Raw genomic sequence first — 20,991 nt, 5'->3', positions numbered from 1 at the left:
ATACGTAAAAAACAACGGATTTTTCAGTGTGCCCGGTCAATGAACGGCAAACGCTCATCGCTGCCTGTTCGCAGGGCGGACGGTAAGACCAGGAGCAGAAGGAAAATTCATGCAGCGTTTGCTCTTCCAGGCTTCGCCGTTTCGTCGTGAACTATGGAGCGAAGACCTCTTGAAGATCGCTCGAGCAGTTGCTGTCCCCCCGATCTGTCCGGTGCCCGGGACACCCTTTCATCCGTCCTGAAAAACGGGTAAACCGGCGTTCTTTTATGATTGTAGCGAACGTTCCCGGGGTCAGATCGTGGTCGAGCGCTACGGCGGCAGAGTATGAGTCGAGGATCGGATTCCCGGCCGGCCGGAGGAGGGGGGCGGCCTTCCGGTTCACGCTGCAGAAGGCCGCGTAAAACGGCCTGGAGTGGAATACCTTCCTGTCTCTGGCCGTTGCACCATTTCTTGAATGCGACATACCAGCCACATCTTCTACTGCCTGGCCGGGTGCGTTTACCCCACCTCCGCCCGCTCTCTCCGGTCGCTCCGCTCTCCTCCCGAGAAGAGAGCAGTCATTGCGATAGCCCCATATCCCGGGCACCTTCAGCACTATGCGGACCTCCGGGCAGCGAGCGAGCATGCCCGACGGTCGGGATGAATCGGCCGATCCGCGCCGGTTCTAAAAAAGGAGGGGTCTGGTCGGCCGAAACACCCGTTTCAGGCCGTTCCCGCAGTATGGTCGATCGACGGACCAAAGGGCGGGAAGGTCAGGATGGTGTCCTCCATCTGCGGAGCACTCACGCCCCGGGCGTTCCCTTCGCCGAATTCGTCACTGGAAATGAGTGCGCCGGAACAGGAAAGTGCCTCCAGCTCCCGGCCCGGGATGATCGGTTCGGCGGATGCGTAGCAGGCGCGATGCTCATTCCGCGGCTCGAAGCCGAAGGCCATTGCCGGACGGACTCAGCCCGGCACCGCCGCACATATCCTTAAGTACGATCGGACCGTCCATGCCCCCCGGTGATTCTATGGCCGGAAGACTGGAAGGCGAGATAGCCGTCGTCACCGGATCGGACTCCGGGATCGGGCACGCGACTGCGGTGGCGTTCGCCCGTGAAGGTGCGGATGTGGCGGTGACCATCCACGAGGATGTCGCAGGAGCGGAGAGAACGGCAAAGGAGGTCGGCGACCTCGGCCGCCGTGCCCTGCTCGTGAATCTCGACCAGAGAGACCCGAAAAGCGTCGAGGACCTCTTCCGCCGGGTGGCCGAAGAACTCGGCACGCCGACGATCCTCGTCAACGACGCCGGGATCGACTCTACCGGCAAGCACGTCGGGGATATGCCGCTCGAAGACTGGGACGACGAGATCCGGACGAACCTGTATGGGCCGTTTTACTGCGCCCGGGAGTTTATCCGCGGCCTTGCCGGGAGCGACCTGCACGGCACCATCATCAACATCACGAGCGTCCACCAGGAGATCCCGCGGGCCGGGGCGTCAGGCTACTGTGCGGCCAAAGGCGCTCTCCGGAACCTCACCCGGTGCCTGGCGCTCGAGCTCGCCGAGAGCAACATCACCGTCAAGAACATCGCACCCGGGATGGTGCTGACGCCGTTCAACCAGCCTGCGATCGACGACCCGGAGATCCTCAGGGAACAGGTAGCTTCGATACCCCAGAAACGGGCGGCCGAGCCGGAGGAGATCGCGAAAGTAGCGGTCTTCCTCGCATCACGAGAGGCGGACTACATCCACGGCACCACGGTCTACGTCGACGGCGGGCTGATGCAGAACCAGGGACAGGGGGCATGATCCGGCCGCTCACGCTCCCCGGTACCCTGGCAGGGCCGGATCGGCATCATCCGTGACGGGCGCAGCGGTGTGGCCGGCACCTTCCCGCAGGCAATCCCTCATATCTTCGTGATACGGCTCACCCGCCGCTCCTCTGCAATATGCTCGTCTTTGCCGAAGGGGTGGCCGCCGAAGCCGTGCCGCATGAGCGCGATCGCTCGATGGGTGTCGCTGTCCTTCTCCCGGGACTCGAAGAGCTCCATGATCGCGATCGTCGTGGCCGGGATAGGTATCTCCCACTGGATGGCGCTCTCCACGAGCCAGTTCACCTCGCCGGTGTCTTCAACGTAACTCTCGATGGATTCGATGCTCCGCTCACCGAGCCCCTGCTCCATCAGCTCGACGAGCCAGCTCCGGATCACCGACCCGTGCGCCCAGTTGTGGAAGATTGCGCGGAGATCGAGGTCAAACTGCCCGCAGCCCCGCATCAGCGAGACGCCTTCGCCGATCGCCTGGAGCATCCCGAACTCGATCCCGTTGTGGACGAGTTTGACGAAGTGGCCGCTCCCGGGCTTTCCGGTGTGCACCAGCCCTTCAGGAACCGCGAGCCGTCTGAGGACGGGTTCTGCGATCCGGTAGCCCTCTTCCGGCCCGCCGACCATGAAGCACGCCCCGTGCCGGGCGCCCGTGTATCCGCCGCTCGTGCCGCAGTCGAGGAAGAGGATGCCCCTCTCCGCACACTCCTTCTCCCGTGCCATGGAATCGAGGTAGAACGAGTTGCCGCCGTCCATCACCACGTCGCCGACGCCGAGGTGCGGCAGCAGCTCCGCAAGAACGTCGTCAACCGGCGGGCCAGCCGGGACGGAGAGATAGACCACCCGCGGGGGTTTGAGATACGCTGCAAAATCCCGGTAATTCTCAGCAAATGTCACTCCCTGCTCTTCGAGATCCGGTTTTTTGTGGTGAGCGGTTCCCACGACGTCGATTCCCCTCTCGACGGCCTGCAGTGCGAGGTTTCCTCCCATCTTGCCGAGCCCGACGATCCCGAGCTGCAGATCGCTTCCTGCCATGTCGGTCACCGTCTGCCCGGGTGGCGAGGAGCGGTGATTAATATACCGGTCGGACATGCGCCCCGATCCGGGAGTACGTCGCCGGAGCCCGGGTGCTGCGTCTCAATCTTCAAACTCCCGCTCCTCGCCGCGTTTTGGATTCTTGAAGGCGGCCTTCCGCACATACTTTTAAGTGCGATCGGGTTTCCAGAGCCCACCAGGTGATACTATGGCCGGAAGATTGGAAGGTGAAGGTGCAGCTGTCACCGGACCGGGCTCCGGTATCGGGTATGCGAGCACGGTGGCGTCCGCCTGGAGAGGTGCAGATGCTGCGACAAGTGTCCCTACTGATCGCGAGCAGAAAGACCCGGGGAGCGTCGAAGACCTCTTTCGCCGGGTGGCCGACGAACCCGGCACCACGGTCTCCGTCGACGGCGGGCTGATGCAGAGCAGGGGACAGGAGGTATGATCCGGCCACTCACGCTGACGCCGTATCCCGACCTTTCCCAGATCGGCATCGTCGGGGACGGGCAGACCGCTGCGCTCGTCACCGACGAAGGGGTCGTAGAGTGGTGGTGCCCGGAGCGGTTCGACGCCCCGGCCGTCTTTGCCCGTCTCATCGACGCCCCAAACGGCGGCTACTTCGCGACCGGGCTTCCCGTGCACCACAAGATAGCCTCGTACTACGAGGAGGGGACGAACATTCTCGTCTCTGACCTCGGGACGGCCGACGCCACCGTCCGGGTCACGACGTTCATGCCCTACCCGCGGAACGGGGCTCCCCTCCTGATCCGGCTGGTCTCCTCGAGCGGCCTTCCTATCGACGTCACCGCCACGTTCGCTCCGGCATTCCGGTACGGCGAGGTGCTGCCGACGCTGGAGCAGGACGGGGAGGGTATCGTTGCCCGTGGCGACGGCGAAACCCTCCGGCTCTTTGCGACGGCGCCGATGGAGCTCGGGGACGGGCGGGCCGACGCGACGAACCGGTTCAGAGACGGCGACGTCCACGCCTTCGTCCTCGCCTACGGCGACGGGGCAAAGTGCCCCGATCCCCGCGGGTATGCCGAGCGCCTCCTCACGGCAACCCGGGCGTACTGGCGGGAGTGGTCGGGCCGCTGCACGTATGCCGGCGAGCACCGTGGCGACGTCCTCCGCAGCCTCCTCTCGCTCAAACTGATCCAGTACCAGCCAGCCGGCACCTTCGTCGCCGCCCCCACGCTCGGGCTCCCCGAACAGCCGGGCGGGGAGCGGAACTGGGACTACCGCTACGTCTGGCTCCGCGACGGGGTCTTCGTGGTGATGGCGTTCGAGTCGACGGGGTATACCGAGGAGGCCGATGCGTTCCGGCGGTGGCTGGCAACGCTCCTCCGGCGCGATCCTCCCGAACGGCTCCAGCCCCTCTACACCGTCGATCACGGACGGGAGGTCGCGGAGCGCGACCTCGATCATGCGGAGGGCTACCGCCACTCCCGTCCCGTCCACGTCGGGAACGGGGCGGGCAACCAGTTCCAGCTCGACACCTACGGCGAGGTGATGCTCTGCTTTCACCGGGCGCCGCACCTGATGCGGGGATTCGAAGGCCCCGCGATATGGGAGGCGCTCCGCCGGCTCGTCGACTGGGTCTGCGCGAACTGGCGGCGGCCCGACGCCGGAATCTGGGAGATCCGGGGCGAGAACTACCAGCAGGTATTCTCAAAAGCGATGGCCTACATGGCGGTCCGGCGGGGGATCGAGATCGCGGCCGAGAACGGATTTCCCGCACCCCTGGAACGCTGGGAGCAGGCCCGGGACGAGATCTGGGAGTACGTGAACACCGAAGGCTACAGCGAGGAGATCGGGGCATACACCCAGATGACGGAGCGCATCGATGCGGATGTGGCAATGCTCCTCTTCCCGATCGTCGGGGTGACCGACTACGACCACGAGCGGTTCGCCGGCACGGTCCGCTATATCGAGGAGACCCTCGATGAGGAGGGCTACCTGCAGCGCTACATCATCGACGACAACCTGCCGGGCCGCGAAGGCGCGTTCCTCCCGGCGTGCTTCTGGATGGCGACGGTGAAGGCGAACCAGGGAGACCTCGGCAGCGCCCGGGACTGGTATGCACGGGCCTATCGGGCGGCAAGCCCGCTCGGGCTCTTTTCGGAGGAGATCGACGGGGTCGGCCGGGTGATGCTCGGCAACTTCCCGCAGGCGCTGACGCATCTTTCGCACGTGCTTGCAGCCTGGGCGATCGATCATGCCGGGGAGGAGAAACGGGGACGGGCGGAACCGGTCGCGGTTGCCGCCCGGTAAGAGGGGGAGGGCGGCGGCGATCCCACACACTGCGACGAACCGGGCGGTTGTTCCGAAGCGAGCGGCGCGAGTGCGGAAGATCGCCCGACGGCACACCGGAAGCTAGGAGCAGGGCGCACAGGACACGGGACAGGTCAGAGATACGGTTTTCGGGTTGGTGAAGAGAAAAAGAGATGGTGTTTCATCAATGCAGCTCAAAACCGTGAATCGCCAGCACGTGCTTTGCGAGATACATCGCATCGTGGATTGACAGTTCCCCATCACCGGAAACCTCGCCGGTGCTCTCCGTCATCGGGCAACCCTCCAGCCCGATGGTATGCCGGGCAGTATAGACGGCGCCGTAGAGCGAAACCCGGTTGTCCTCGTTGGCGTCGCCGTTTTGCACCACGGTGAGTGGGATCGAGACGGTCGCGTTCACCGGCAGGAGCACCGGCTGGTAGGCGCCTCTATACGACGAAGCGATGGTGCCGCCCATCGGTACCGAGGAACCGGAGCCGGGACGGGTTTGACGAGATTATTCCAGGAGCTTCCTCTTCGCGGCCGCGTACTCCTCGTCGGTCAGGGCGCCTGACTGGTGCAGCTCGGACAGTTTTTCGATCTGTGCGATGACGTCCTCCTTGGGCGGCGCAGCCGCCTGCGCAGGCTGCTGCCTGTATGCCTCTTCCGGTGCCCTCTGTTCCTCCGCCTGCCGCTGCCCCATCCGGTACCCTGCAGCGAGCGCCAACCCTCTTCCTCTCATCTTTAGGCCCCCGGTGCTGCCTTCACTGACACCTTAACTTTCGCAATCGTCTCCGGTGGAATCCTTCCCATCTCGACCAGTTCGACATCCGCGTCCATCAACGCCTCCTTGAACCGGATGGCCCAGAGGTTCTCGACGAGCAGGAGCAGCCCCGAGCTGTTCTTTGGGAGATTCTCCGTGAAGGCCTCGATATCGTCCTCGGTGAACCATTCGTCCGTGCGACGGGCCACCTCGCGATAGGCAGCGCCCACCTCTCCCTCCAGACTATCGGTCTCGACATTCACCAGTTTCCCTGTCTCGTCCTTCATGACAAAGACGAAGTCCATCACGCGAATGATACCGTTCTGTTCCAGGCGGGCGAGCTCCGGGGCAATCTTCCCACTGAATTTGTTCCCGGGAAACTTCACGATAAGGAAGTCCACGGGACCCATGACTCTGCCAACAGTTTCTGCCATACTCATCACCTTTGTTGGGGGCATATCCGCATGGATATATAATGGTTTGGAACCCCTGTTCTGATACGTTCATCCCAAACGGCCATGAGGCGTCTCGGCCACAGGCTCGACCGATGACAACACTCTTCTTGGTGCAGCCTGAGCAGAGGACGTGGGCAGGGGAGGTTGAAGAGATTTTAGGATCCGGATCCTGCGTCCCAAACTAACGCATTTTGCCAGGGTCATACTGTGTCTGCGAACACGGACGCGAAAGTAACCTTCGAGGCAGTTCCTCTGTCCACACCCGAGTGTGATGACGTATGAGAGAAAAAGCCTGTGGGTTTGGATAGCCACAAAACGTTCATCCTCGCTGCTGTTACCGATCAGGACGGCACAACGGTGGAACAGCAGTTCAGCCGGACGCAGGCTGATCTGTTTGCCCTGAAGGACCGGGTTCTCTATCACGGCTGCGAGGTTGTGGCCTGCGAATCCACCAGCGACTACCGGGTGCAGGTCTACGACCTGTTTGCGGGGGAAATCCCGGTGATCGTCGGGAATGCCCGGGAGATCAAGGCGCTCTCCCACAAGAAGACAGACAAAGTCGATGCCGCCTGGATCGCCAAGGTGGTATTGCTTAACCAAACGCCCCTGCCCGGACGACGGCCGCCACGCCGCGGCGCCGATGCCGCACCCCTCAAAAGACGAGACTGATAAACCCAAAGGCGAGCAGGAGGACAAAGATAACCGCCCCAATCCAACCGATGGTGATGAAGAGAACCGATTCGAATCGGTTCCACCGGAGAATCCAGGCTATCACGACGCTGGCGTAGAGGCCGATTACCGGCAGTGCAGGGAGAACGATGAGCGAAACAGCCCCGTACTTCGATACCCAGGGAAATTTCTGCATGCTCTTTTCGGCCTTCTCCAGGAAGGTGCGAACCCGCTTCGAAGTCAGGGCGAAGGTGTCGCAGATCGCAAAGATCCCGAGAACCGCCCCGAGCGCCACCAGGGTCATGATCACCAGGATCTCCCAGGGCTCCATCCCAAGCCCCGCCCCTGTAAATGCGCCGTTCGCCTGCAGGATGACGGTGGAACCGACCAGCGTCAGCACCCGCCCGGCCGGGATACCCGCCGCGGAGCCGAAGAGGAGCGGCAGGAGCACGGAAAGTACCATGATAAACGCCAGCGCCTCTGCAGCCTGCCGCAGCCAGATGACTGCTCCCGAGAGGTTCATATGCCGTTACCGTCCACGAACCGGGCGGACGCTCCCTTCACAGGTAGGGGAGAAAACCGACTGAGTATAAAAGCATTCCGGATGCTCCGGGGTATTCCGGACAGTGCACGCAGGTCCCGACATCCCGTTCGCTGCAGAGCAGATACATTCTTATAGTGGTACTGAACCCTTTCCCTGGTGTTGTCATGGCTAACGTACCATTCAGTGCCGGCTCTCCCGAGACCGGCGCCGTTGCCGCTCCGCCCCGCTGGCTCGTGCTGCTGCTCGGCATTATCGCGCTCCTCTTCGGTCTTCTCTTCTTCGTCTACCCCATTCAGACGCTGACGCTCCTCATCACGTTCCTCGGCTTCTACTGGTTGTTCAACGGTATCGCCGTGTTCATCAGCATTTTTACCGATACAACCGGACGGGGCTGGAAACTCCTGGTCAGTATCCTCGGCATCCTTGCAGGAATCCTCGTGCTGGCCTATCCCTTCTACAGCGCAATCCTCGTCCCGACCATCTTTGCCATATTCATCGGCGTGGAGGGTCTGATCATCGGGGCGGTCTACCTGGTGCAGGGGTTTTCCGGCGGCGGGTGGGGGACCGGGATACTCGGCATCCTCAGCATCATCTTCGGGCTGATCCTGATCGCAAACCCGCTCATCGCCGCCGCCGGCCTGGTGCTGTTCCTCGCAGTGCTCGCGATTATCGGCGGCATTGCGGCGATCGTCCTGACGTTCCGGATGCCGGGGTGACGGGGAACCGGAGGCGAGGGGCGTTCATCTCCCCTCTTTTCCATTTCTGCAGATGGAGGGCGCTCCTCGCCTGACGGGCGGAGCATCAGTCCCGTGCATTCCGTTATTTTTATATAGTGTCTTCTATTATTTCCCTCGAGCAGTAATTGCCGTTCTGCTCGGGAGACAGATATGAAAACGTGGATGTTTTTGGTCGCCGGAGTCCTGATCCTGGTCTGTGCCGCTGCAGGGTGCGTCCAGCCGACCGAGGAAGAGGCGCAGGCGCAGCTCTGCCAGGACCTTGATGAACTCGGAGCAGCGCTCCAGAACATGCAGGACCTCAACGCAAGTTCGTCTGTGGGAGATATTCGGGATGCACGTGATGAGGTCCAGTCTGCCATGGAGAATGTCAGGAACTCTGCTGCCCAGCTCGGTGACGTCCGGGTCGACGAACTCAACGCGGCGTACGACAACCTCGACCAGACCGTGCAGAACCTTCCCGACGATGCGAGCGTCGTCGAAGCCATCCAGACCGTCCGCCCTGAAGTGCAGGCCGTCCGCGATGCACGGCAGAACCTCAGTGCGGAGCTGAACTGCCCGCAGCAGTGAGCGCCGCAGGAATTGGTCTGCAGCAACAAGCGGAGGAGAAAACCGGCGGGTGCCGGTTTTCATACCCGCCGGATGCACATGTCATGGCCGCACCTTTATATCTCATTGTGGGCATTCGCATTCTGTTCCCGCAACGGCATTCAACCGGATCCGGGCGGAAAATCGGGAGATGCAGTCTATGGTAAAAGGAGACCCACGGACCTTCTGGGTCGGGGTGATCGTCGGGCTCATTGCCGCGCTCATCATTAACGTCCTGATAGCGATCGGCGGTGCGTTCGTCGGCGGTATTGTTGCGGGCTGGATCGCTGCGGGAGGAAAGAAGACCGGAGGGAAAGCGGGCGTCTACACCGGCCTCTTAGACGCACTCGTCCTGGCGGTGTACCTCACGGTGCTGGGCATCCAGGCCGCTCCAAGCGATCTCGCCCTCCTTCGCTTCCTCGGATCGACGCTCCTCATCACCCTGATGCTCTTCCCGCTCCTCGGCTTCGTCGGCTACCTGGGAGGGGTGCTGGGAGGTGCCCTGAAGGGGCGGTGAATGCGGGGAGCCGCCGGAGGGAGATCAATTCCTTCCGCGGCATATGGTCGAGCGCATCGGAGGCAGGGCATGATCCTCTTATCCATGACCTTTCCTTTTCTGGATCGAGGGAGGAGGAAGGCGGGTGATCCTCAGATCGGCCGGCGATAAAAATGCTGCGGGCGAGCAGCACGTCCGTGAAAGAGAAAAATGTGTGGTTTCAGGTCGGGCTGGTAGGCCCTGTGGGCAGTTCCGTGGCCGGCAGCCCGGCAGGAGAGGTCAGTTCAGGCATTGTTGCTTCAGGTGCCATTCCACCAGGTTCCGTCTCCGAAGGCGTCGTCGCCGGCGTCTCCTCTGTGGGTTGCGGTTGGACACATCCGGTCACGAAGACTGCTGCTGCAATAAGCAGCAAGACTACCACAATCGCTTTTCTCAACACTATCACCCCCTTTCGCATGGGTGTAAGGGGTGCCCGTATCCGACATCGAATATAACATTTGTGCAGCGCAAGCCGTTCGAGCAGGATACCAGCTCTCCATTGCCGGCACGCGGGAAGATCGCTTTCCTTGTCCATCGCTCCTCCCTTCCAAGCACGCCGCACCTGTCCGGTTATACACTATAGCAGGGTTGTGTGGTGCAACCAGTCGTGGACATTTTCCGTCGTCTTCACCGGCGTCGCCGACATCTTCAGTCTCCCCATCGGCGGGCAATAGCACGGCAAACACCACCGGTGCCCCGTTTAATTAGAAACATGTGCTAATTAATATATATTTGAATGCATTTTGGTGTGGCCTTGACAAACGACAGAGAATGACTGAACCAAGGCCATGAAGTAGAGAGAATGATGCGAAGAAGAGCGGAGGGCGGTCCGCAGAGCCGTGAAGAGGCCGCCGGCGCACACCGGTATAAGATGCGCGAGAAACTCGTCTCCATCGGGGACGACTTCTGGATCGAGGATGCAGCGGGAGAGCGGGCGTTCAAGGTGGACGGCAAAGCGCTCCGCGTCCGGAATACCCTGGTGATTCAGAACCGGGAGGGGCAGGATCTCTACAAGATCCAGGAGCGGATGCTCCGGATCAAGGACACCATGGAGATCGAGAAGAGCGAGGGCGGGACAGCAGCGACGATCAAGAAGGCGCTGATCGCGCCGCTCCGTGACCGCTGGACGGTGAGTATCCCCGGTGAGGAGGACTGGGAGGTGCAGGGGAACATCCTCGACCACGAGTACCATATTGACGCCGGGCGGCGGGATCGAGGTGCGGAGGTCTCAAAGAAATGGTTCCGGATCCGGGATACCTACGGCGTCGAGGTGGAGCCGGGGCACGACGACGCGCTCGTCCTCGCCATTGCGGCGGCGATCGACCAGATGTCACACGATTAGGCCGCAACGGGAGAAGGGAGCGAGCGATGGAGAATCAACGGGTCCATCGGGGCGGCAGGGCGGGAATGCCGGAGGGCACGGAGCCTGATTGAAGAGGAATGGCTCCAAAATCAGGGATTATCCGAATATTCGGGCGCAATTGGATTATATACATAATATTTTATATTTAACGCCCCATCATGGTTCGAACCCGCTGCCGGTCTGCGCACTGCCCGAGAGGCGTGAATATTGCAGGCAGAGGCATTCTGCTCTCTGACTCGTCGGCACGGGGGCAACGGATCACGGTGCGCGGGCAGGCAATAGCATCAAGGGGGTATACAAAATGGCAGAAGTAGTGTATGGACCGATGCAACTCCTGGTCATCGGATTCGAGAACCCGGACTTCCACGGCCAGATCCGGCAGGCGCTCGGCTCGGCGATGGAGAAGGGTGTCGTCAGGCTGATCGATCTCAGGTTCGTGTACAAGGATGCGGACGGCAACGTCAGCGGCATGGAGGCGACACAACTCGACGACATGGAGCGGGAGCGTTTCGGCGCCGTGGTCGGGGCGCTCATCGGCTTTGGGGCCGGCGGAGCGGAGGGAGCACAGACCGGTGCCGAGGTGGGCACCATGGCGGCTGCCCAGCAGACTTTCGGGATGACCGAGGAGGACGTCAAGAGAATCGCGGACGACATCCCGAACGACACCGCCGCCGCGGTCTTCCTCATCGAGCACCTCTGGGCGAAGGACCTCAAGCAGGCGCTCCGCGATGCAAACGGATTCCTCATCGCTCAGGGCATGGTCACGACGGAAGCCCTCGTGGAGGCCGGTGCGGCGCTTCGTGAAGCGGTCGAAGCGGTCGATACACAGGAGCAGAAGAAACCGATGGCTGCCCCGGCACGATGAGTCGGTGCCGGGAACGGCGTGCTTTCGCGTGAGCAGCAGTACCTCTTTGATACGGGGAGGAGTGCGTGCATGATTCATGCCAGCGTGCAGGTGAGGGGTGGTGGCGTCCCGCAGTGATGATAGCCCGAAGAGGTCCGGTGAAAACCGCCTGACCGCCTTTCTCCCCGCCGATAGGCTGCGTGCATTTGCCGACGGGGTCTTCGCGATCGTCATCACGCTGCTCGTCCTCGAACTCCCCGTGCCGGAAGCCACCGATGACCTGCTGTGGGCGCTTCTCGAAGCGTGGCCCGATTTCCTCGCCTATGTCATCAGTTTCGTGTTTATCGGCGGGTTCTGGATCACCCACTCGTCCATCACCCGGCTGACGGAGCATGAAGACGGCGTTACGTTCCGGATGACGCTCGTGATGCTCTTCTTCGTCTCCCTGCTCCCGTTCTCCACGAGCCTGATGGCCAAGCATCTCGTCGGACCTGGTTCCCGGCTGTCGGTCTTCATCTACGGGCTGGATCTGCTCTTCGCATCATTCATGCTCGATCGGATCATGCGCTACCTTGCCCGGCGCCCGGAGCTCCTCGTCGACGGCCTCGCAGAAGAGGATCTCCGGATCATGGAGCACCGGCGGCTGTACGGTATCATGCTCGATGGAGTCGGCGTGCTGCTCGCGCTGATCCTGCCCCGTGTGGCAATCGCGATATACGTCTTGGTAGCTTTCTACTTCATTCTCCAACCCCTGTTCTATGGAAGAACGCTCAAACATTCTCTGGAGAAGCAAGGAGAGTGAGAACCGGAACAGGAGGAGAGGCATCCCACGTATGCCGTTATCCGGCTAACAGGCTTTTGGGCAACCCCGTGACCTCCGGACGGTTCCTGATGCCGGTTCTTCTGCGGGAACACTATTCTGCTCGAGTCGTTTCAAAAGGCTCTGGAATCTGCATGGCGCTATTCAAGCCACTCGGAATGAAATTCGGAGATAAATATATTAGCGGTCAGATAACCAATCTCGTCCATGACACCCGTAGAATTTGTGCCCAATGTAGCAGAGGGACGACGGCTGCTCGAAGCCTATACCGGCAGCATGCCCTGGCGCAGATGGGGACCCTACCTGAGCGAACGGCAATGGGGAACGGTGCGGGAGGACTACAGCGATGACGGTGACGCCTGGGCCTACTTTCCCCACGACCAGGCACGGTCCCGCGCCTACCGATGGGGGGAAGACGGGCTTGCGGGCATTTCGGACGATTCTCAAGCGCTCTGCTTTGCGCTCGCCCTCTGGAACGGTGCCGATCCCATCCTCAAGGAGCGGCTCTTCGGCCTGTCCAATGCCGAGGGGAACCACGGGGAGGACGTGAAGGAGTATTACTACTACCTCGACAACACCCCGACGCACGCGTACATGAAGTGCCTGTACAAGTATCCGCAGGCAGCGTTCCCGTACAACGATCTGGTCGCCACGAACCGGCAGCGCAGCCGGGACGAACTGGAGTACGAGCTGATCGATACCGGCATCTTTGACGGCGACCGGTACTTCGACGTCTTCGTGGAGTACGCCAAGGACTCTCCCGAGGATATCCTGGTGCAGATCACCGTCCATAACCGCGGCCCGGAGGAAGCGTCCCTCCATCTGCTGCCCACCCTCTGGTTCCGCAACACCTGGTGGCAGGGAGGCGGCGGGGAGAAGCCTCTCCTGAAGAAGGCGGAAGGCCCTCCGGGAACCAGCGTGATCGCAGCCAGCCATCCTGTCCTGGGCGAACGCTACCTCTCCTGCGAAGGTGAACCCCCGCTTCTCTTCACCGAGAACGAGACCAACACAGAACGCCTCTTCGGAACGCCGAACGCCTCGCCGTTCGCAAAAGACGGCATCAATGACTATATCATCGAGGGGCAGAGCGACGCCGTGAACCCCGAGGGAACCGGGACCAAGGCGTGTGCCCACTACCGGCTCACCCTCGGCCCGGGGGAGATGCAACGAGTGCGGTTGCGGCTGAACGGAGTACCGCCGACCTCTCATGAAACCCGTCTATTCGGGAGCCCCTTTGAGGCTACGTTCTCACAGCGGCAGCGGGAGGCGGATGAATTCTACGATAACATCACCCCTCCCGTCAGTCCGGATGAGGCGCAGGTGATGCGCCAGGCGCTTGCCGGGATGCTCTGGTCGAAGCAGTACTACCTCTACGAGGTCGATCGCTGGCTCGAGGAGCACGGTTCGAGTGCCGAAGCCGGCCGGCAGCAGCCCGTCCGGAACAGTTCATGGTTCCACATGGTGAACGCGGATATCATCTCCATGCCCGACAAGTGGGAGTATCCCTGGTACGCCGCATGGGATCTGGCGTTTCATACCGTCGCCCTTGCCATGGTGGACCCCGAATTTGCCAAAAACCAGCTCGACCTGATGCTGCGCGAGCGGTATCTTCATCCGAACGGCCAGATCCCGGCCTACGAATGGAACTTCAGCGACGTCAATCCTCCCGTGCATGCGTGGGCGTCCCTCTTCATATACCGCACAGAGAAGGAGATTTTCGGCAAAGGGGATGTGCAGTTCCTGGGAAAGATATTCCAGAAACTCCTGATGAACTTCACCTGGTGGGTGAACCGCAAAGACCGCACCGGGCAGAACGTCTTCGAGGGGGGTTTCCTCGGCCTGGACAATATCGGGGTCTTCGACCGCAGCGCACCGCTGCCCACAGGAGGTTACCTCGAGCAGGCCGACGGGACGGCGTGGATGGCCCTCTTTGCCCAGACTATGCTCGAGATCGCCTCGGAACTCGCCGTTCACGATCCGATCTACCAGGATCTCGCAATCAAATTCTTCGAGCACTTCGTCTGGATAGCATCGGCCATGAACAACATCGGCGAGCACCAGGAGGGGATGTGGGACGAAGAGGACGGCTTCTACTACGACCTCCTCCGCCTTCCCGACGGCAGCGCAACGCGGCTGAAGGTGCGGTCCCTGGTGGGGCTGCTACCGCTCGCCGCGAGCACGGTCTTTTCCCGGGAGATGATAGAGCATATGCCGGAGTTCATAGAGCGGGCGCGATGGTTCGGGCAGTACCATACGCGTATGACCTCCACCATCTCGAGCCTCCGTAAGCCCGGCGTCGGAGGACGATTGCTCCTTTCACTGCTCGACGAGGAGAGATTGCGCAGGGTCCTGTCACGAATGCTGGATGAGAACGAATTTTTAAGCGAGTACGGGATTCGATCCCTCTCCCGCGCACACCTGGACAATCCCTACGTCTTCTACCAGGACGGCCATGAGTACCGGGTGCAGTACCTGCCGGCGGACTCCAATACGGCGATGTTCGGCGGGAACTCCAACTGGCGGGGACCGATATGGTTCCCGATGAATATCATGCTGATACGGGCGCTGCTCAACCTGTACGCCTACTACGGAGACGATTTTACCGTCGAATGCCCGACAGGGTCCGGGAACCGGATGAATCTCTACCAGGTGAGCGAGGAGATTTCACAACGCCTGACGAGGATATTCCTCCGCGATGAGAGCGGCCGCCGACCTGTGCTCGGCTACGTCCGGAAGTTCCAGGACGACCCCCACTGGCGCGATTACCCTCTCTTCTACGAATACTTCCACGGGGACAACGGGGCAGGCATCGGCGCCAGCCACCAGACCGGGTGGACGGGGCTCGTCGCCCGGATTATTCAGTTGTATGGATATTTGCGCCCCGAACAGATCCTCGGTGCAGAGCCGCGGAAGCTCGTCTACAGGAAGGAGGCTGCTTCCCCCAAACTGGAGCCTGGAATAGGAGCCGAGGAGGTCGTTCGGTAAGTGGAGACCACCTCCTGCAGACCCTCTCCATGCATCTTTGGCCGCCCGGAAGAGGGAGACATCTCTCCCCTTTCCTGCCCCCGGCGGCAACTGCGATGTAGGTCTCGGTGGCGATCTTCCTCCCATCTCCAGCTCCTTTTCCCGGGACGAACGCTCAGGCATTCTCTGAAAGAGCAGGAGCAGTGAGAACCCACTGCTTTCGGAGATCCAACCGCTCCTTGCAGAGGCGCGGTGATCGATGGCAACGGAACGGACATCTTCGGCCAATTTTTTGAAACCCTGCACGATCGACGAGCTGCGCTCCAGTACACCGCAGGATCTCGCCTCTTTTGGAACCTGGATGGGGCGACGGCTGGTAAAAAAAGGAGGGGTTCGGCAAACCGTCAATCCGTCGGATTGGGTTCGGGCTCCCGGGCTTCCGGCACCAGGCCCGCGGGCATCAACATTGCGGCCGCAAGACCGATCACCGCAAACACTACGAGAACAATCAGGGCCAGGGCATAACCCGCGTTCGGCACGGCAAGGCTGGCTACGATGACGGTACCTGCGATGGCGACGCCGAGCGAGGAGCCCAGGTTTGAGACGGCGCGTGACAGGCCCGATATCTCCCCCTGATCCTTCTCGGGAAAGAGGGACTGTACGACGTTGACCGAGGATGTCAGCATGACCCCGACGCCCACACCGACCAGAAAGAGGCCCGGCACAAAGGTAAAGACGCTGGAGGTCTCTCGTACCAGCGCCAGCAGGAGGAACACGCCGGCTACCGTCACGACAAAGCCCACCCGGATTAGTATCGGCTGGGAGCGCCGTTGCGCCAGCCTGCCCGCAGCCAGCGAGGAGAGCAAAACGCCGATCGTGGTCGGCGTAAGGATCAGACCGGTCTCGATCGCGGTTGCGCCCCGCACCGTCTGCACATAGACGGAGATCACAAAGGAGAGGCCGAGCAGGACCAGCCACTGGATGTTCTGTGTGATGAGGCCGAGGTTGGCCACGCGGTTACGGAACAGCCTGGTGTGCAATAATGGCTCCTTGCCCGACCGTTCCCGGGATCGGATATGCCAGAAGAACCCGACCAGTAAGAGCATTCCGATGAAGACAAACAGCCAGACCGGTGAGATGCCGCCTTGCGGGATAACGACGGTATTACCGATAACAAAATCCTGCGTGGCCCTGAACCAGCCATACGTCGAGGCTTGCAGGATGCCGATGACGATGAAGAACAGTCCGGCCGCCGACAGAATGGCTCCGACAGTGTCGAAACGGGGCTTCTTGCCCTGCACACCCGGATCAACGATTCGCCTGCTCATAATGATGATGATGATTACAACGAGCGTTTGAACGAGAAAGGCGGCGCGCCAGCTGATCCCCGTGGTGATGATACCCCCGACCAGCGGACCTGTTGCCGCCCCGATGCCGCCCGCCGCACTGATCGCACCGAAATTGCGGGCACGCGAGGTAAGGTCGGGAGAAAAAATTGTGGCGAGGATATACACGGGCGGGATCAATAGCGCGGTCCCGATGCCTTCGAGGAGGGAATAGCCGAGTATCAGGATCCCGAGTCCGGGCGACGCTGCCGCTAGCGTTGCTCCCACACCGTAAATAATGAGGCCTCGCCTGAACAGGTACGTACGACCCAGGATATCGGTCAATTTGCTGCCGGGGATCATCAGGGCCGCCATGGTGAGTGTGAAAACGGTGATGGTTACCTGGACGCCGCTTACCGTCGTCCCCAGGTCGGCGGCAATGTCGCTTATGGCCACGTTCATGTTCGAGGCGGCGTAGCTGCAGATGAACTGCGCCATCGCAAGCGGGAGGAGGAAACCCTGTGGCTGTCCCGCCGATGCTACAGGAGCCTGATCGGATGTGGTGTCCATAACCCTGGTACCCCCCCGGAGTAAAGACTCAAATGGACAAAGTTAATATGAATGTATCTGCCGGCATGGTGGCGGAGAGCGCATCCTTCGTTCAGGAAAAATGAAAGACCTACGTGGCATTTCGAGCTGTATCCTGACGTTACCGCAGGTGTCCTCGGCCCTCTGTGATGTTTTCCACCGTGACGGATGAGCCGGGCGCGTGGATGTGTGCAGGGTATGGAGATACGTACCGCGAGGGCACACCGCAAACCCCGACCAACCCCTGCGCCGAGGACGGTTTCTTCATTCCCTGCCTCTCCGGTGACCAATCGCGTTGCACGTCTCCGTGACTATCCTCTTTAGCGCCTGTTCTTCGGACGAACCCTCAAGCAGTCTTTGAAAGAGCAGAGTCTGTGAGGGGCCGCTGCTTTGAAAGAGACAAACTCGTCCGGGACCTCGGCGCCGCAGCCGTCGCAGATCGCCGGCATCAGAGTCCCTCCACCGCATCCATCATTTCGGCCCGGCGGGTGCAGGCCGCAAGCCCGTCGCGGTGCACCCGCTCCGCGTAGTGCCGCTTGATCCCTTCCGCCGTATCGTGGAGTTGCTTTGCCCGGGCGTTCAGCCATCGCGCCTGCCACTCGAGTTCGGCCGCCTCCGCAATCTCGTCCGCCACCCCATCGAAAAGGTGGTGAATGCGTTCGTCCAAAACAATCTCTTGCTCTATACGAGCACGGGTCGCGCCGTTGTTTGAAGCCAGGGGCGCCAACCTCTCTACTTTCGCCGTTTCCGACATTGTTCTACACCCTCCGCCGGTGCGATCAACCGTGTGCACCGACCGCCTGTGCAGGAGTGCGTCTTCAGTGCCGCACAGTGGAGCGAAGCGGGGTCGTGCGGCTGTTGCGGCGAGTCCTGCGATCGAGGTCAGGCGGCGGTGGTTGCAGCAGCAGATCGGTGGCGCGAAAAATTCGATGTGGAGCAGTCGTATCGGTGAAAGCAGGCACAAAACGAGAAGGATGAAGCTATGATCGTGCGCGCACAAAATTTTTCTTTTTTTGACGACACATTCCAAGTTAGCAAAGCGGGCAAAAATTCAATCGGAGATCTCATTGGCCCCCAATCGGGAGAAATCGCCCGCAGCATAATTTCAGTTCTTCGCGTCCCAACCTTGCAAAGAAACGATTTTCTCGAGATTACACGATCACGGCCGTACCAATCTCCACGGTATTCCAGAATCTTTGCATGAGTACAACCTTCCGGCAACTCCGAGCAGACCCGGGCAGGTTATGCAAGCACCGGGCGGAGAGCAACCGCCGCCCGGGGGTGCGTCCGTCAGAGCGCTTCGCCCCCCGGGTCCGATCTGTTCGTATCCGGTGCGCCGTCGCGTCCCACAGGTCCGCAGAGGGTGATCTTCGGTTTCTGCTTCTCCTCTCGTTCCAGCTCTGCGAACCGTCTTTCAAGTGATTTGTTCATGTCAAAACCTCTGTTTTTTTGCGCTTTTTTGCCGATTAACGTGCGTTTAAGCGGCATTCAATCTCTGCACATCGCCACCTTTGCGGGCGGCATGAAAGCATCGGGACACCCAAGATGATCGTCCGAGCATAAGACAGTTTCGTGCCGGCATGCGGTGGGGGCGGTAGCGTTGTATGCCCATACGACAAGCGTACGAGCACAGGCAATCCGTCGCAGTTCTCAAGAGTTTTGCACGGCCACAGCGTTCGAAGAATACTCTATTGTGCCAAAGGAGGCGCGAGAGGACGGATCGCTCACCCCTCCCCGCCCACCGTCGGATACCCTTATCAGCTATGGGTAAACTCAACGTTCGATTTCATGCGGCAGGATGTGGATCTCCCGGGGTGGCTGATGCTGGCAATTCTTCTCCTGATCGCGATCAGCGGGTCGCTTCAGGGCGCCCCACCGGAGGCAACGGACGAAACCGACGATCGGACCGGGGCGGATTCTATCCATGCTCTGCTCATGGGCACCGGCCGGCTTACCATCCGGCAGCCGACAGCGGTTCCGGACGTCAGCGGCGGGCGCCAGTATACCTGGAACCTGGAGATGAGCCCCTGTATTCCGCTGTCCCTGGAAGTGAAGCTCGGTGGCGGCAACGCCAGGCTCTATCCGGGAGGCCTGAACCTGACCGATCTCCGCGTTCAGGTGGTAACAGAGAATGTGCTGCTCCGCTCACGGCCGAAAGCAGGTGAGCGAGAGGCGATACGCACGCGGACCTGAATATACCCAAAGGCTCATCCCGTTCGCGTTCTCTTTAAAAAGTCTCCTGACAGGAGCTGCAATCCCGGATTACCGTTCTGTTCACAGACGGCAGCCAGCGCCCGGGTCGAGGGGCAACCTGGAAACCCCGGAAATAAAATTGGGGCATTCAAATAGGAGGAGACCGAAGACTTCATCAGGTTGGTGGAGCATGAAACCCATCGGTGCAGTGCTCGTTCTGGGCATGGTGGTGCTCGCGTGTCTCGTTCCGGGGTGTTTGTCCCCGGCCACGTCGAGCGTCGGCGAGAGTGAAGAAGTCTCCGAAGATCTGGTCCTCGTAACCGAGGACTACCCGCCCTACAATTATGTGGAGAACGGAACGGCACAGGGGATCGCGGTAGACCTGCTTCTGGAAGCGTTCCGGGAGACCGGCGGCACAATCTCTGCCGAAGATATCCGGGTGCTGCCCTGGTCAGACGCCTACAGGGCCGCTCTTTCGCAGAACAATACGGTTCTCTTCGCCACCGTCCGGCTCCCGGAGCGGGAGAACCTCTTCAAATGGGCGGGGCCGCTCGGTTCCGAGCGGCAGGTGATCTTCGCAGACCCCGGCAGCAGTATCGAGATCGCAGAGCCCGGCGACCTGACCAAGTACCGGATCGGGGTGGTGCAGGACGACGCCGCCGCTTCCGAGCTCCTGGCGCTCGGCGTGAACCCCTCAAACCTCGTCAGCGCAAAGGACGTGCCGGCGCTCATCGCGCTCATGCAGGAAGGCGCCATCGATCTCTGGTGTTACGGCGACCTCGCCGGCCGGCACTTCACCAGGGAGGTGACCGGCGACGCCGGATACTTCGAGGTCGTCTCTACACTCGACACGCGGGATCTCTACTACGCCTTTAACAAGGACACTCCCGACTCGGTCGTCGAGACATTTCAGGCAGCGCTGGACACCCTTCGCCACGAGCCCGATGCCACCGGGGTGACGGCGTACCAGCGGATCGTGTACCGGTATATCGGGGTTTCGTGCCTCTCCGATCCGCCCGTCGCGGCAGACCAGGTGACAGGGCTGGTGAACCTCACGGCGGAGGCTCTCGAAGCGGACACACCCGGAACCCTGGCGCGGATCAACGCAGGGGAGCACCCGTACTGGGACGAGAACAACCGGGCGCTCTATGTCTTTGTGTACGATACCAACACAACCATCGTGGCCGAGGCGGACAACCCGCGGCTGATCGGCGTGAACATGAAGGGGAAGACCGATATCGCCGGCACACCGTTCCGCGACCAGATCACAGAAAGAGCTCTTGCAGAGAGAACCGGCTGGGTGGACTATATCTGGATGATCCCGGAGAAGAACGGGATCTATTGCAAATCAGCCTACTTCCGGCTCGTCGAAGGGAGCGATGACAACCGGTACATCGTGATCAGCGGGATGTACACGCCCTCAGCACCACAGCAGGCCTGACCGGGAGCGGGCAGGCTCGGGCCACCTCCCGAACCGGTTTTGTAACCCGGAAAGT

General features: G+C 61.2%; 22 protein-coding genes. 13 read left to right on the top strand and 9 right to left on the bottom strand.

Annotated features, from left to right (window positions below; translation table 11 throughout):
- Positions 1 to 702: 702 nt before the first annotated feature.
- The gene (locus FGU65_RS05745; protein ID WP_301663470.1) at positions 703 to 933 is read right to left on the bottom strand and encodes a hypothetical protein; all 231 of its coding nucleotides are present in this window, start codon (positions 931 to 933) and stop codon (positions 703 to 705) included.
- A 77-nt stretch (positions 934 to 1,010) separates the two neighbouring features.
- On the opposite strand from FGU65_RS05745, the gene FGU65_RS05740 reads away from it, so the two are divergent.
- On the top strand, positions 1,011 to 1,790 hold the full coding sequence (locus FGU65_RS05740) for an SDR family oxidoreductase (RefSeq protein ID WP_301663469.1): 780 nt from the start codon (positions 1,011 to 1,013) through the stop codon (positions 1,788 to 1,790).
- A gap of 98 nt (positions 1,791 to 1,888) precedes the next feature.
- Here the strand turns inward: FGU65_RS05740 and gnd are convergent, their stop codons facing one another.
- Positions 1,889 to 2,839, bottom strand: coding sequence for a phosphogluconate dehydrogenase (NAD(+)-dependent, decarboxylating) (gene gnd, locus FGU65_RS05735; protein WP_301663624.1), 951 nt, complete (start codon positions 2,837 to 2,839; stop codon positions 1,889 to 1,891).
- Between the two features lie 208 nt (positions 2,840 to 3,047).
- Here gnd and FGU65_RS05730 point away from each other — a divergent pair, with 208 nt between their 5' ends.
- Both FGU65_RS05730 and FGU65_RS05725 read left to right on the top strand, forming a co-directional pair.
- Positions 3,048 to 3,287: a hypothetical protein gene (locus FGU65_RS05730; RefSeq protein ID WP_301663468.1), complete on the top strand. Its 240-nt coding sequence runs from the start codon at positions 3,048 to 3,050 to the stop codon at positions 3,285 to 3,287.
- Positions 3,284 to 5,113, top strand: coding sequence for a glycoside hydrolase family 15 protein (locus FGU65_RS05725; RefSeq protein WP_301663467.1), 1,830 nt, complete (start codon positions 3,284 to 3,286; stop codon positions 5,111 to 5,113). The genes FGU65_RS05730 and FGU65_RS05725 overlap by 4 nt, the downstream gene beginning before the upstream one ends.
- Positions 5,114 to 5,297: 184 nt before the next feature.
- On the opposite strand, the gene FGU65_RS05720 is transcribed toward FGU65_RS05725, so the two are convergent.
- Genes FGU65_RS05720 through FGU65_RS05710 form a run of 3 tightly spaced genes read right to left on the bottom strand, consistent with a single transcriptional unit; the run spans position 5,298 to position 6,307 of the window.
- Positions 5,298 to 5,588 (bottom strand): hypothetical protein, encoded by a 291-nt coding sequence (locus FGU65_RS05720; protein WP_301663466.1) that lies wholly within the window; start codon positions 5,586 to 5,588, stop codon positions 5,298 to 5,300.
- Between the two features lie 39 nt (positions 5,589 to 5,627).
- Complete coding sequence (locus FGU65_RS05715; RefSeq protein WP_301663465.1) at positions 5,628 to 5,852, bottom strand: SHOCT domain-containing protein; 225 nt, start codon at positions 5,850 to 5,852, stop codon at positions 5,628 to 5,630.
- Between the two features lie 2 nt (positions 5,853 to 5,854).
- Positions 5,855 to 6,307, bottom strand: coding sequence for a DUF6325 family protein (locus tag FGU65_RS05710; RefSeq protein ID WP_301663464.1), 453 nt, complete (start codon positions 6,305 to 6,307; stop codon positions 5,855 to 5,857).
- Between the two features lie 321 nt (positions 6,308 to 6,628).
- On the opposite strand from FGU65_RS05710, the gene FGU65_RS05705 reads away from it, so the two are divergent.
- Positions 6,629 to 6,997 (top strand): IS110 family transposase, encoded by a 369-nt coding sequence (locus tag FGU65_RS05705; RefSeq protein WP_301663463.1) that lies wholly within the window; start codon positions 6,629 to 6,631, stop codon positions 6,995 to 6,997.
- On the opposite strand, the gene FGU65_RS05700 is transcribed toward FGU65_RS05705, so the two are convergent.
- Positions 6,981 to 7,520, bottom strand: a complete 540-nt coding sequence (locus FGU65_RS05700; protein ID WP_301663462.1) for a small multi-drug export protein — start codon at positions 7,518 to 7,520, stop codon at positions 6,981 to 6,983. The genes FGU65_RS05705 and FGU65_RS05700 overlap by 17 nt on opposite strands.
- Positions 7,521 to 7,705: 185 nt before the next feature.
- Between FGU65_RS05700 and FGU65_RS05695 the strand changes: the two genes are divergently transcribed.
- From FGU65_RS05695 to FGU65_RS05665, 7 genes are all read left to right on the top strand, one after another.
- On the top strand, positions 7,706 to 8,257 hold the full coding sequence (locus FGU65_RS05695; protein WP_301663461.1) for an HdeD family acid-resistance protein: 552 nt from the start codon (positions 7,706 to 7,708) through the stop codon (positions 8,255 to 8,257).
- A gap of 171 nt (positions 8,258 to 8,428) precedes the next feature.
- Complete coding sequence (locus FGU65_RS05690; protein ID WP_301663460.1) at positions 8,429 to 8,845, top strand: hypothetical protein; 417 nt, start codon at positions 8,429 to 8,431, stop codon at positions 8,843 to 8,845.
- Positions 8,846 to 9,023: 178 nt separating this feature from the next.
- Positions 9,024 to 9,380: a DUF5518 domain-containing protein gene (locus FGU65_RS05685; RefSeq protein ID WP_301663459.1), complete on the top strand. Its 357-nt coding sequence runs from the start codon at positions 9,024 to 9,026 to the stop codon at positions 9,378 to 9,380.
- Positions 9,381 to 10,200: 820 nt separating this feature from the next.
- Positions 10,201 to 10,740 (top strand): LURP-one-related/scramblase family protein, encoded by a 540-nt coding sequence (locus FGU65_RS05680; RefSeq protein WP_301663458.1) that lies wholly within the window; start codon positions 10,201 to 10,203, stop codon positions 10,738 to 10,740.
- Between the two features lie 322 nt (positions 10,741 to 11,062).
- The gene (locus FGU65_RS05675) at positions 11,063 to 11,626 is read left to right on the top strand and encodes a DUF1269 domain-containing protein (RefSeq protein WP_301663457.1); all 564 of its coding nucleotides are present in this window, start codon (positions 11,063 to 11,065) and stop codon (positions 11,624 to 11,626) included.
- 100 nt (positions 11,627 to 11,726) lie between these two features.
- On the top strand, positions 11,727 to 12,407 hold the full coding sequence (locus FGU65_RS05670; protein ID WP_301663456.1) for a TMEM175 family protein: 681 nt from the start codon (positions 11,727 to 11,729) through the stop codon (positions 12,405 to 12,407).
- Between the two features lie 225 nt (positions 12,408 to 12,632).
- Positions 12,633 to 15,410 (top strand): MGH1-like glycoside hydrolase domain-containing protein, encoded by a 2,778-nt coding sequence (locus FGU65_RS05665; RefSeq protein WP_301663455.1) that lies wholly within the window; start codon positions 12,633 to 12,635, stop codon positions 15,408 to 15,410.
- A 383-nt stretch (positions 15,411 to 15,793) separates the two neighbouring features.
- Here FGU65_RS05665 and FGU65_RS05660 read toward each other — a convergent pair whose 3' ends face one another.
- The 3 genes from FGU65_RS05660 to FGU65_RS05650 all read right to left on the bottom strand — a co-directional run bounded on the left by FGU65_RS05660 (position 15,794) and on the right by FGU65_RS05650 (position 18,733).
- Positions 15,794 to 17,212, bottom strand: coding sequence for an MFS transporter (locus FGU65_RS05660; RefSeq protein WP_301663454.1), 1,419 nt, complete (start codon positions 17,210 to 17,212; stop codon positions 15,794 to 15,796).
- A 538-nt stretch (positions 17,213 to 17,750) separates the two neighbouring features.
- A complete protein-coding gene (locus tag FGU65_RS05655; protein ID WP_301663453.1) occupies positions 17,751 to 17,969 on the bottom strand; it encodes a hypothetical protein in 219 nt (72 codons plus the stop codon).
- Positions 17,970 to 18,592: 623 nt separating this feature from the next.
- Positions 18,593 to 18,733, bottom strand: a complete 141-nt coding sequence (locus tag FGU65_RS05650; protein WP_301663452.1) for a hypothetical protein — start codon at positions 18,731 to 18,733, stop codon at positions 18,593 to 18,595.
- A 357-nt stretch (positions 18,734 to 19,090) separates the two neighbouring features.
- On the opposite strand from FGU65_RS05650, the gene FGU65_RS05645 reads away from it, so the two are divergent.
- Complete coding sequence (locus tag FGU65_RS05645) at positions 19,091 to 19,495, top strand: toast rack family protein (protein ID WP_301663451.1); 405 nt, start codon at positions 19,091 to 19,093, stop codon at positions 19,493 to 19,495.
- A gap of 190 nt (positions 19,496 to 19,685) precedes the next feature.
- The gene (locus FGU65_RS05640; RefSeq protein WP_301663450.1) at positions 19,686 to 20,936 is read left to right on the top strand and encodes a transporter substrate-binding domain-containing protein; all 1,251 of its coding nucleotides are present in this window, start codon (positions 19,686 to 19,688) and stop codon (positions 20,934 to 20,936) included.
- The last annotated feature ends 55 nt before the right edge of the window (positions 20,937 to 20,991 follow it).

The organism is Methanoculleus frigidifontis (assembly GCF_030464345.1).
Classification (GTDB): Archaea; Halobacteriota; Methanomicrobia; order Methanomicrobiales; family Methanoculleaceae; genus Methanoculleus_A; species Methanoculleus_A frigidifontis.
Note: the sequence above shows the minus strand (reverse complement) of the source record. Positions and strands in the feature narration are given on the sequence as shown.